At 30.6% G+C, this 11,958-nt stretch carries 10 protein-coding genes and 1 rRNA gene; 5 read left to right on the plus strand and 6 right to left on the minus strand.

Annotated features, from left to right (window positions below; genetic code table 11):
• Positions 1–133: ribosomal RNA gene (locus ASC41_RS03685) — 16S ribosomal RNA — on the minus strand; the annotation flags it as partial.
• Positions 134–987: 854 nt separating this feature from the next.
• Between ASC41_RS03685 and thrS the strand changes: the two genes are divergently transcribed.
• From thrS to ASC41_RS03710, 5 genes are all read left to right on the plus strand, one after another.
• Positions 988–2,922 carry a threonine--tRNA ligase gene (gene thrS / locus ASC41_RS03690; protein WP_055435291.1) on the plus strand — a complete coding sequence of 645 codons (1,935 nt, stop codon included), beginning with the start codon at positions 988–990 and terminating at the stop codon, positions 2,920–2,922.
• 80 nt (positions 2,923–3,002) lie between these two features.
• Positions 3,003–3,512: a translation initiation factor IF-3 gene (gene infC / locus ASC41_RS03695; protein ID WP_262494949.1), complete on the plus strand. Its 510-nt coding sequence runs from the start codon at positions 3,003–3,005 to the stop codon at positions 3,510–3,512.
• Between the two features lie 99 nt (positions 3,513–3,611).
• Positions 3,612–3,809: a 50S ribosomal protein L35 gene (gene rpmI, locus ASC41_RS03700; RefSeq protein ID WP_055435293.1), complete on the plus strand. Its 198-nt coding sequence runs from the start codon at positions 3,612–3,614 to the stop codon at positions 3,807–3,809.
• A gap of 110 nt (positions 3,810–3,919) precedes the next feature.
• Positions 3,920–4,264, plus strand: coding sequence for a 50S ribosomal protein L20 (rplT, locus tag ASC41_RS03705; RefSeq protein ID WP_055435294.1), 345 nt, complete (start codon positions 3,920–3,922; stop codon positions 4,262–4,264).
• A 167-nt stretch (positions 4,265–4,431) separates the two neighbouring features.
• Positions 4,432–5,250 carry a Cof-type HAD-IIB family hydrolase gene (locus ASC41_RS03710; protein WP_055435295.1) on the plus strand — a complete coding sequence of 273 codons (819 nt, stop codon included), beginning with the start codon at positions 4,432–4,434 and terminating at the stop codon, positions 5,248–5,250.
• Here the strand turns inward: ASC41_RS03710 and ASC41_RS03715 are convergent.
• The 5 genes from ASC41_RS03715 to ASC41_RS03735 all read right to left on the minus strand — a co-directional run bounded on the left by ASC41_RS03715 (position 5,237) and on the right by ASC41_RS03735 (position 11,957).
• Entirely contained in the window at positions 5,237–6,304 is a 1,068-nt protein-coding gene (locus ASC41_RS03715; protein WP_055435296.1) for an adenylate/guanylate cyclase domain-containing protein, read from the minus strand. The two genes, ASC41_RS03710 and ASC41_RS03715, sit on opposite strands and share 14 nt — an antisense overlap.
• 6 nt (positions 6,305–6,310) lie before the next feature.
• A complete protein-coding gene (locus ASC41_RS03720) occupies positions 6,311–6,580 on the minus strand; it encodes an EF-hand domain-containing protein (RefSeq protein ID WP_055435297.1) in 270 nt (89 codons plus the stop codon).
• A gap of 111 nt (positions 6,581–6,691) precedes the next feature.
• Positions 6,692–9,445 carry a LamG-like jellyroll fold domain-containing protein gene (locus ASC41_RS03725; protein WP_055435298.1) on the minus strand — a complete coding sequence of 918 codons (2,754 nt, stop codon included), beginning with the start codon at positions 9,443–9,445 and terminating at the stop codon, positions 6,692–6,694.
• Between the two features lie 150 nt (positions 9,446–9,595).
• Positions 9,596–10,264 (minus strand): LytR/AlgR family response regulator transcription factor, encoded by a 669-nt coding sequence (locus ASC41_RS03730; protein ID WP_055435299.1) that lies wholly within the window; start codon positions 10,262–10,264, stop codon positions 9,596–9,598.
• A complete protein-coding gene (locus ASC41_RS03735) occupies positions 10,257–11,957 on the minus strand; it encodes a tetratricopeptide repeat-containing sensor histidine kinase (protein ID WP_055435300.1) in 1,701 nt (566 codons plus the stop codon). The genes ASC41_RS03730 and ASC41_RS03735 overlap by 8 nt, the downstream gene beginning before the upstream one ends.
• Position 11,958 lies beyond the last annotated feature (1 nt).

Genomic DNA, 11,958 nt, shown 5'->3' on the forward strand with positions numbered 1-11,958 from the left:
GGTAGATTCTATACGCGTTACGCACCCGTGCGCCGGTCGTCAGCAATAGCAAGCTACTCTGTTACCCCTCGACTTGCATGTGTTAAGCCTGCCGCTAGCGTTCATCCTGAGCCAGGATCAAACTCTTCATCGTTAAATTTTTAAGTGTTTCCACTAATATGCTTAACAACCAAAGAAATTAAATTAGTACTCGAATGGTTTATTCTCTTGTTTGTCTATAACCGTTTCCAGTTATAAACTTACGCTGTCAATTCAATATGTGTATGAACTTGTTTCTTATCTTGTATTTGCTAACTAAAATTTAATTTACTTAGCGGGCTGCAAATGTAAAACCCTTTTTAATTCTGTGCAATGTTTTTTGATTAAAAAATTAAAAAACTTTTTTCTCTTTTTAAACACCGATATTTCACTGAACTTTTTTGCTCTTAACGTTGACGTTTTAAGCGGCTGCAAACTTACAACCTTTATTTAATATAAAAAGAATTTTTTGAATCTTTTTTGTATTATTTTATTTCGTCTTGTTTAGGAACTTCGCTTTATACCTTGTCGTTGTGACTGCGGCGCTAAGCGGCTGCAAATGTACAACTGTTTTTTACTTACACAAGCTTTATTTTACTGTTTATTGTTATTCTTTTTTAAACACGGTTTTAACAATTAATAATCAAGGAGTTGAAGTGCTGTTTTATTTGAAATTTTATTACTCACTTTGTCCTTATTATTTATACCTTGATTTTTGGTTCTTTTACTCACTTTATTGGTTTTGTGAAACTGCTGTATTATAATTACTTTATTATTGTGTTAATAATAGTTTACATAGATAGCGCGTTAGGGATTGAAACGGCATCCTTTTTGCTTTTTTAGCAAAAAGATATAGTGAAAAGCCCGACCTTTAGGTAACGCCCTAATAGAAATAAAGATAATTTACGTATATGTATTGTTTGTGTGTTTATAACCTATTATCTTTGTTAACTGAATTTAAACTTATATATGATACAGATTACTTTACCTGATGGGAGTGTTAAATCGTTTGAAGCGAACTCAACACCTATGGATGTTGCTAAAAGCATTAGCGAAGGCTTAGCTAGAAATGTTATTTCGGCTAGTTTTAATGGAGAAACCGTTGAAACCGTTACGCCTTTGACCACCGATGGTTCTTTGATATTATATACTTGGAATAATGATGAGGGAAAAACTGCTTTTTGGCATTCTAGTGCTCACGTACTAGCACAAGCTATACAGGAGCTTTATCCAGATGCTAAGTTAACTATTGGTCCTGCTATTGAGCGTGGCTTTTATTATGATGTAGATTTTGGAGAAAATGTTTTAACTGATAAGGATTTTAAAACGGTTGAAAACAAAATGTTGGAGATTGCTCGTGGTAAACATGAGTTTAAAATGAGAAGTGCTAGTAAGGCGGAAGCTTTAGAGTTATATAAAGACAATCCCTTTAAGACTGAATTGATTGAGAACTTAGAAGATGGCACTATTACTTTTTGCGATCATTCTACTTTTACAGATTTGTGTCGTGGTGGACATATACCTAACACAGGTATTATAAAGGCAACAAAAATATTATCGGTTGCTGGTGCTTATTGGAGAGGTGATGAAACAAAACCTCAATTAACTCGTGTTTATGGTATTACTTTCCCTAAGCAAAAAGAGCTAACTGAATACTTGGCTTTATTAGAAGAGGCTAAAAAACGTGATCATAGAAAACTAGGTAAAGAATTAGAGTTATTTACGTTTTCGCAAAAAGTTGGTGCCGGTTTACCTTTATGGTTGCCGAAAGGTGCTGCTTTACGTGAGCGTTTAGAAAATTTCTTAAAAGCTGCACAGAAAAAGGCAGGTTATGAAATGGTAATGACTCCGCATATTGGACAAAAGGAACTTTATGTTACTTCTGGACATTATGAAAAATATGGAGAGGATAGTTTTCAGGCTATAAAAACGCCGAAAATGGATGAGGAATTTTTATTGAAACCAATGAATTGCCCACATCACTGTGAGATTTATAACGCAACGCAGTGGTCTTACAAAGATTTACCTAAACGTTTTGCAGAATTTGGTACTGTTTATAGATATGAACAAAGTGGTGAATTACATGGTTTAACTCGTGTAAGAGGTTTTACTCAAGATGATGCACATATTTTTTGTACTCCTGACCAATTGGATAAAGAATTTAAAGATGTTATTGACTTAGTACTTTATGTATTTGGTTCTTTAGGGTTTGAGAATTTTACTGCTCAAGTTTCTGTTAGAGATCCTGAAAATCCAGGAAAATATATTGGAAGTCTTGAGAATTGGGAAAAAGCTGAACAAGCAATTATTAGTGCAGCAAAGGATAAGAATCTAAATTATGTTATAGAAACTGGTGAAGCAGCCTTTTATGGTCCTAAATTAGATTTTATGGTAAAGGATGCTTTAGGTAGACAATGGCAACTAGGTACAATACAGGTTGATTATAATTTACCTGAGCGTTTTGAACTTACATATAAAGGAAGTGATAACGAGTTACACAGACCGATAATGATACACCGTGCTCCTTTTGGAAGTATGGAGCGTTTTATCGCTATTTTACTTGAGCATACAGGTGGTAATTTTCCACTTTGGTTAATGCCAAATCAAGTTTCTATATTAACTCTTAGTGAGAAATATGAGAAATACGGTGAAAAAGTTTTAAATTTGCTAGAAAAACACGAAATTCGCGCTCTTGTAGATAACCGCAGTGAAACTATTGGTAAGAAAATTAGAGAGGCTGAAATGAATAAGACGCCCTATATGATTATCATAGGAGAGAATGAAGAGAATGAAAACAAGATATCTGTAAGACAACATGGTGGAGACGATTTGGGCACGATAAGTGTAGATGAGTTTTCAGAAATTGTTAAAACAGAAATAAATAAGACATTAAAACAATTTTAATATAAAAAAATTAATCGTTTAACTAAAAACATAAAGTCATAGCAATACGTAGAAAAAGATCGAGAGGCCCTTTAAGAGTCATTAAAGAAGACCAACACAGAATAAACTCAAAAATTAGAGCAGAGAAAGTGCGTCTAGTTGGAGAAAACGTCGAAGTTGGTATTTATACAACAAGAGAAGCTTTAGCCATGGCTGAGGAACAAGAATTTGATTTGGTGGAAATTTCTCCAAAGGCGGATCCTCCTGTGTGTAAAATTATGGACTACAAGAAGTTTCTTTACGAACAAAAGAAACGTGATAAGGCTTTAAAAAGTAAAGCGACAAAAGTAATTATTAAAGAAATTCGTTTTGGTCCACAAACGGATGATCATGATTACGAATTTAAAAAGAAACACGCTGAGAAGTTTTTAAAAGAAGGTGCTAAATTAAAAGCATTTGTATTCTTTAAAGGGCGTTCTATTGTGTTTAAAGAGCAAGGTCAAATTTTATTGTTGCGTTTAGCACAAGACCTAGAAGAACTTGGTAAAGTAGAACAAATGCCAAGATTGGAAGGAAAAAGAATGACTATGTTTATTGCTCCTAAAAAGTAATTTTTTATTAGCGTTAAACTTTTTAACCTAATACTAAAAGTGTTGATTGAAACCCAACATAAGATATTATAAGTGAAATAATTAAAACTAGGAAACAAGATGCCTAAAATGAAAACAAAATCTAGTGCTAAAAAGCGTTTTAAGCTTACAGGTACTGGAAAGATTAAAAGAAAGCACGCGTTTAAGAGTCACATCTTAACAAAGAAGTCTAAGAAACGTAAGCTTAAATTAACTCATGATGGTTTAGTACATAAAGCAGATGAGAACAATATTAAAGTAATGCTACGTTTAAAGTAACATTACCTTAATTCGGTTACAAATTATTTATAAACCCTGGAGTTAGGCAAACTTAGATTTAAACAAAGTGTCAGTTTTATTGACCGCCTACTACAAAACACATTAAAATTATGCCAAGATCAGTAAATTCTGTTGCCAAAAGAGCCAGAAGAAAAAAAGTGCTTAAACAAGCAAAAGGTTACTTCGGACGTCGTAAAAACGTTTGGACAGTAGCAAAAAATGCGGTTGACAAAGCGATGCAATATTCGTACAGAGACCGTAGAGTAAAAAAGAGAACATTTCGTGCATTATGGATCACGCGTATTAACGCTGGAGCTCGTTTACACGGTATGTCTTATTCTCAATTTATGGGTAAGATGAAAGCTAACAATATCGAATTAAACCGTAAGGTTTTAGCTGATTTAGCTATGAATCACCCAGGTGCTTTTGAAGCAATTGTGAACAAAATTAAATAAGGGCATTTTGCCAATTGAATAAATATCATTTCACTTATATGATAGAGAGTCCGATTCGAAAGAATCGGACTTTTTTTTGTGCTTGATTTACGTTAACTTAATACTAATGTTAGCACAAAATAAAGGTTAGTAATTATCTTTGACTCAAAATTTAAACAAATATGATGATGGATTTTTCTGAAGTAAAGTTAATAGTTACAGATCTTGATGGTACTTTACTAAACTCTAAGCATGAAATAAGTGATGTGTTTTTTGAGCTATTTGAACAGATAAAATCTGAGAGCATTCTATTTGTTGCAGCAAGTGGTCGCCCCTATTATAGTATGGTAAATAAGTTTGCTAAAATTAAAGACGATATTATTATAGTTTCGGAAAATGGTGGAATCGCGATTAAAAACGATGAACTCTTTCTATCTAGCCCTATAGCAAATGATCACTTTAAAGAAATTAGTGAATTAATAAAAAATATAAAGGATTCTCATGCTGTTTTCTGTGCTAAAAATCAAGCTTATGTTTTAAGCGACTCAATATTACTATTAGATTTACTAAAAGAATATTATCCTAAATACAGTTTAATATCAAATGCATCTGAAATTAAAGAGCCCATATACAAAGTTGCTTTATTTCATGAAGAAAGTTCTGAACGCTTTATTTACCCTCATGTTAAACATATTGAAGATCGCTTCAAGGTGAAAGTTAGTGCAAATCATTGGGTGGATATCTCTGAAAACTTAGCTAATAAAGGTCATGCTATTTCCTTAATACAGAAAAAGCATACTATTACACCCGAAGAAACTATGGTTTTTGGCGATTATAATAATGATATTGAAATGTTAAAACTCGCAAAGTTTAGTTATGCGATGGAAAATGCACATTCTAATGTTAAGGCTGTAGCTAATTTTAAAACAAAAAGTAATAATGAAAACGGTGTTGAATATATTTTAAAACAAATGCTTAACGCTAGACAAAAAGTTAAAACGCTCTAATTGCAGAAATATTTAACTTCTCTTCTTTTCCTTTTAGTTCTATCTTACCTATAAATTCAACTTTATATTTTGATGAAAGCGATAAATCATTAATTAATATATTAGAAGACAATAGTAACTCTTTATACTTATTACATTCACCTTGAATTCTTGCAGATGTATTAATAACATCACCATGATATGCAATCTCTTTTTTAACAGTACCTACTTCTGTTACTATTAACTTTCCACCATGAATTCCAGCTTTAAATACAGGAACAAGATTGTATTTTTTTAGATAATATTTTTCTCTTTTTTTAATCCTGTCTTGAAAATGAAAAAATAGTTTAACACAATTATTATTCTTAATTCCTCTTTTGTATGTCCAACTTAATACTGCTTCATCACCAACATATTGGTATATTTCTGCATCATATTTTGTAACAATTCTATTTAAATCGTAGAAGCAATCTTGTATTAGTTCGCTATAATTATAGTGACCTAGTTTTTCGGCTATTGTTGTAGACGCTTGTAAATCGAGAAACATAAAAATTCGCTTCTCTTCTCTTGGCTTTCTATACTTACCTATTAATAAATTAAAGAAGACTCCTTTTCCAAACTTATCGTTTGCAATTTTCACAAATGAGAAAACTATAGAACAGATTAAAAAGTAGCCAACTATAATCCAGAAAATCTTACTGTTTTTCCACCAACCTCCTTCTGTAGTAAGATTTAAATTCAACTCGTTTTCTGCTAATGGAAAAACATAATTGAGTAAAAATATAATACCAATAAAATATATTAATAACTTTTGAACTAAAACTAGAGCTAACGATAAATTTTTGGAAAGAAATTTATCGAAAAGAAATTCTACAACAGCAAATAAAATACCTACAAGTACTCCTGATAATAGACCAAAAAATAATATATCTGATATATGATAAGTAGTTACTATAAGCCCTTCCTCTGAGCCTATTGCGAAATAACGAATAAAAATGAATATACAAAATGCAAGTACCCAAAAAATAATAGTTTGTAATAATAATTCCAGAAACTGAAAAATGTAATTTTTCACGTGTAATTAATTTGAAATTTCACTAATTGCTACCTGAAATTCTGTCCAATTTATAAGTTCGTCTCCATCTTTATCGTATCCTTCAATTAATTTTGAACTAACAATACCACGAATGAAACCACTAATCTCTGCTTCTTTAAGCAGGTTTTTAATTTCAGATTTGGACAATTTACCATTTGCATCTTCGTCAAAAAAACGAAAAGCTTCCTCTGGTGTTTTAAAATGATTAGTTATAAGGATTTGTATTTTCTTTAAAATATCTTCTTTTGCTGACATGCGTTTTGATTTTGTTTAAAAGTAAGAAATTATGTTTGGATTTAATCTTGTATTTATAACAAAAAAGAGTCGCATTTCTGCGACTCTTTATACTTGTTATAATAGGAAAACTTAGTCTTTAATTACTCTTTTAGTAACTTCACCAAAATCGGTTTTCATTTTTAATAAATACATTCCATTACTAAATGACGAAATATCTACTGTATTAATTTCTTGATTACATGTTTTACTTAACAATAATCTACCGTTAATATCGTAAATAGATAACTGTAATTCAATTCCGTCTATATTAGAAATATTTAATAAACTACTGCTAGGATTTGGATATATGCTGATGTTACTTAGTTCGTTATTATCATTAACTCCTAATGTTTCTTCCACATTAACAACTATTTCTGAACGCTCACTCTCACAACCATTATCATTTGTACTAGTTACCCAATGTGATGTAGAACCAACTGTAGATGTATCTGGTGTTGGAGCAGTTACGTCTCCCATTCCTCCACTTACTGTAGTATACCAAGTTAATCCTGTTCCATTAGATCCTGTTGTTGCTGTTAATTGTGAAGCAGTATCTCCTTGATTATATGTTACTGGTGTTGTAACTGTTGCTTCAGAAGGAATTATTGATCCTGTTGTTACTGGAGAACCTGATAACCAATTAGAAGTCATTCCTGTTAGAGTAAAATTAGTTAAAGTTCCATTATTTCCATTTGATGTTGCGTCTAATAGAGTTGTTTCCGATGTATTATCTGCTGCGTCGATACCTTGATTAAAATTGTAGTAAGCTACTAAACCGGTTTCGTTACCTTGTAATTCGCAATTTTTACCAGCATTAATTTGATCAGCTGTTCTTGCAACACTCCAAATACGAATATCATCCATATTACCTGTAAAAAAACGACCAGGATATATTGGATTGTTTCCAATTAACACAGTCTGTGTATTGTTATTAATAATCCCAAAAGCGATAGCTTGAGTTTCTAATATACCATCTATATAAATCTTAATAGCGTTACCACCTAAAGTTGCAGCTATATGATGCCAATTTCCATCGTTTATATTTGTAGTTGAATTAATTTCTTGTGTAGGTGTTATTCCACTACAGGTAAAATTCACAGTTCCTGAATCATTTAAATGTAATCTCCAGCTATCATCTCCTTTAACGACTAAAGCATCCCATTGTTGAGGCAACACGTTTGAATTCACCCAAAGTTCTACAGTCATTTCAGTTGTAAAATCAAAATTAGATTCATTTTCTAATTGAATATAATTATTAGAGCCATCAAAATTTAAGTGCGTTGCTGGAGCATAAACATTAACTACTATTTCTGTTCTTTTACTTTCACATCCATTAGCATTAGAACTTGAAACCCAATATGAAGTTGCCCCAATAGTTGCCGTACTTGGTGAAGGTGCTGTTGATAATCCAGAACCACCTGTTTCTGATGTGTACCACATTAATCCAGTTCCATTAGATCCTGTTGTTGCTGTTAACGGAGTTACAATATCTCCTTGAGTATATGTTACTGGTGTTGTAACTGTTGCTTCAGAAGGAATTATTGATCCTGTTGTTACTGGAGAACCAGCTAACCAATTAGAAGTCGCTCCTGTTAAACTAAAATTAGTTAAAGTTCCATTATTTGCACTTAAAGTTGCATCTGTTAAGGTTGTAACACTTGTATTATCATTAGCATCAAGACCTTGATTAAATTTGTAATAAGCTATTAAACCTGTTTCATTACCTTGTAATTCACAGTTTTTACTAGCATTAATTTTATCAGCTGTTTTAGCTACATCCCATATACGAATATCATCTAAATCACCATTAAAAAAGTACTGATTATTAACTGTTACACCTATTTGAAGAGTACCACTACCTGTATAAGGAGCTCCACCTGAACTTGAACCTACTAAAATACCATCTTGATATACTTCTTTAGTAGCATCCGTCATGTTGTAAACACAAGACCAATGGTGCCACTCATTATCTGCTAAATAATTAGTAGCAGGAATATTTATATCATTATACCAAAAAGCAAAGGTAAAATCATTATTATTTCTAAAACCAATATGTAATAAGTTATTATTTGCTTCAAAGCCTTGTGTCAAAATATAACTATCTGTATTAGTTGAGTTACGTTTAGCATAAAACTCTATTGTAAATGATGAATTTGCTAAATTTATTCCAGAAGGTACTTGGACATAATCATTTACACCATCAAAATTTAAATGCGTAGCAAGTTCACCTACATAAACATTTAATGGTTCTCTTTTACTTTCACAACCTGCGCCATCGCTTTGTGTCACCCAATAGGTTGTAACGCCATTAGCATTTGTATTTGGTACTGGAGCTGTAGTAATTGGCATTCCTCCAGAATTAGATGTGTACCATTTAAGGTTTGATCCATTTGCAAATAAAGCTGTTGCAGCTTCTCCGACAGAATAATAAACATTTTCTACCAATGGCACGGTTGGCATTGATGCTTCAGGACTTGTTACTGTGAACGTAAAGTTTTCGTAAATAAAATTAGAAGAAGTTGTATTACCAATTTGCCACTTGATTAAAAATTGATCTACAGGCAACAAACCTACAGGTATTGTAAATGTTCCACTAATAGGGTTGTTAGTTACACTTATTGAATTCACCAAATTTTCTCCAGAACTATTTACAACATACATATTAACTGTTCCATATCTACCTGCCTCTAGATTGAATGTATAGCCAACACTTATATTATTATGACATTTTGAAAAATTTGAAAAATTTTCTATTTCATACTCTTGGCCTGACACCCAATTTGATTCTTGATAAATTCCAATGACCTTGTTATAAACATGATCATAGCTTTGAGCTTTAGCCATATTAAGGCATATAAAAGCCAGTAAAAAAAAGTAAAGTTTTAATTTCATAAATTATAAATTTGTTAGATTAATTAAGGATGCTAAAACTAACTTTTAACCTATGACTTATAACTAATAAGGGCTGAAATACGATATTTTGTATGTAAGCGACTATTTAAATTGCTTTGCGTAGGTTCTAGAAAGTGGAATTTCTACACTATTTATAAACACAGCGTTTGAAGTAACTCTCTCTACTTTATTTTTATTTACAACATAAGATCGATGTGTTTGGCTAAAGACTTGTGATGGTAATTTTTCTAAAATAGTACTTAACGATTGTCTAATAGTAAATTTTTTGAAAACGGTTTGAATGTTTACATAATTACCTTCTGCTATAAAGTACTTAATAGCATTAAAATCTAAACTAACTATATCGTAACCATCTTTAAACTGAAATGTTTGACTTTGTTTTTTATGCATAGCCAAATTAATAGAAGCCAATAAATCTATTTTTTTTAAAGGTTTGGTTAAATAAGCGTCCGGATTTGTTTTTAAAGCATCATTCATTAATACTAAATCGTGTTGACCTGTAATAAAAATGATGGTCGCATTACTATTCTTTGCTTTTGCTAATTCAATGCCCTCATTTACTCCTTTTAAATTAATATCCATAAGGATAATATCTGGTAAAAAGGAAGTCATTTCCTTTAAGGCTGATTCTTTATTATTTGCGATAGTAATTTTTGTGAATTGTTCTTCTTGCAACAGATCTTTAATATAATCGGCTATAATAATTTCATCTTCTACTATTAGAATTTTAGTATTAAGTAGCTTATTCATTGATTATTTTTTTTGAAAGAGAAAAAGCAAAACCATTGCTTGTACTTATTTTATAATCCGTTTCTAATTGACGACATATCTTATCAATCAGTTTTGGTGTAATTGTTTTATTTAAACTAGTTGTTCCATTATCTGTATAATTGAATAATAAATAACCATTAATAGCTTGTAATTCAAAATCTATTGTCTTAATATCTTGCTTATAAAAAGCATGTTTTATAGAATTTATTAATAGTTCTGTAAGTAAAAGCCCAAAATACATTGCATGATCTATAGGAATTTCTACGGAAGCAATATTAAAATTAGTTATAATATCGTTGTCCTTAAACACATCGAAGAAACTAATTTTCACATCGTTAAGGTAACTAGCAGTATCCACCTTTTTTTTGTCTTCACTTTTATACAAATGTTTATGCAAGGTCGAAATAGCTTCAACTTTAGTTAAAATATTTTTTAAATGAATACCTTCTTTTTCTGTAGTTTTTTTTAGTTGATTGGTAATAAGAATAACTACCAACTGTAAATTATTATTAATACGATGATTGGCTTCACTTAACAAAAATTCGTTTTCTTGGGATAAAGATTGTAGCCTTTTGTTACTTTTCCTTGTTCTTTTAAGAAAATAGGTGATAACAGCAATTATAAAAAAAGCAAACAAAAACAAGCCTATACTTACATATAAATTTATTCTATTTGCTACTAACTCTTTATTCTTATTGCGAATTTCAAGAGTATTAATTTTAATTTGATTCTCTTGTTCTTTAAGTCTGTATTTACCTTCAATGTTTAATAATAATTCTTCTTTTTTAATTTCGTTATACTTAGTAGTAAGCTCAAGTCTGTATTTTAAATACTCGTATGCTTTTTCGGTATTATTGAGTCTAAAATATAAATTTTGAATATTTTCATTAAAGATTATTTCATTATATAATAAGTCATTTTCCTTAGAAAAGCTAGCTGCATATAAAGCCTTTTTCAATGCTTTCTCCAATTGATTGTTTCTAGCTAAAGCCATTATATAACTTATATAAGCATCAGCTTCCTGTTGCTCCATATTATTACTTTCTGCAAATTCAATTATTTCTTCTAAATAGAATATTGATGTGTTATATTCTTTTTTACGCTCATAAACACCTGCTATTTCTAGTAAAGAATAAAACACATTATCTTCGTCTTTTATTTTTTTTGCAAGATTCAGTGATTTATTGGCATAAAAAAGCGTTGAATCGTTTATATGGTAAAACTCTGTAAAAATTGCTGCTTTCCGATTGTAGTATTTAGCTAAATAAAGAACTTGAACTTTATAATCCTTTAAAATGTATGCTGCTTTTTCCAGTTCTGCCGCAGATTCTACAAGCATTGTTCTCTTTCTAAAAAACTCTGCCATTTTTACATAGTATAAGAATTCTAACTGATTATTATTAATGGTCTTAATGTTATCAAAAGCCTTAATGTAATAATCGTTGGCTGTATCATAATCTAGCTGTAACTTATAAATTTCTGCTAACCCTAAAAGAAGATTAATTTTTTGTTTTTGATTTGCAGGCTCTATTACATGTTTATTATAATAACTTATAGCTTCGTCTAATTTATTTTCATGAATTAAATTCTGACCAAAATCTACAATATTATCATTTTGAGAAAATGATAAATGAAATATTAAAAATGAAATACAAAGCAATAAAAATCTCATA

The organism is Lacinutrix algicola (genome assembly GCF_001418085.1).
GTDB lineage: Bacteria > Bacteroidota > Bacteroidia > Flavobacteriales > Flavobacteriaceae > Lacinutrix > Lacinutrix algicola.

Bases quoted from the DNA above. Each gene is read 5' to 3' on its own strand.
- ASC41_RS03725 (WP_055435298.1), bottom strand. From the start codon at position 9,445: ATGGCTAAAGCTCAAAGCTATGATCATGTTTATAACAAGGTCATTGGA.
- rpmI (WP_055435293.1), top strand. From the start codon at position 3,612: ATGCCTAAAATGAAAACAAAATCTAGTGCTAAAAAGCGTTTTAAGCTT.
- ASC41_RS03710 (WP_055435295.1), top strand. From the start codon at position 4,432: ATGGATTTTTCTGAAGTAAAGTTAATAGTTACAGATCTTGATGGTACT.
- thrS (WP_055435291.1), top strand. From the start codon at position 988: ATGATACAGATTACTTTACCTGATGGGAGTGTTAAATCGTTTGAAGCG.
- ASC41_RS03730 (WP_055435299.1), bottom strand. From the start codon at position 10,264: ATGAATAAGCTACTTAATACTAAAATTCTAATAGTAGAAGATGAAATT.
- rplT (WP_055435294.1), top strand. From the start codon at position 3,920: ATGCCAAGATCAGTAAATTCTGTTGCCAAAAGAGCCAGAAGAAAAAAA.
- ASC41_RS03720 (WP_055435297.1), bottom strand. From the start codon at position 6,580: ATGTCAGCAAAAGAAGATATTTTAAAGAAAATACAAATCCTTATAACT.
- ASC41_RS03735 (WP_055435300.1), bottom strand. From the start codon at position 11,957: ATGAGATTTTTATTGCTTTGTATTTCATTTTTAATATTTCATTTATCA.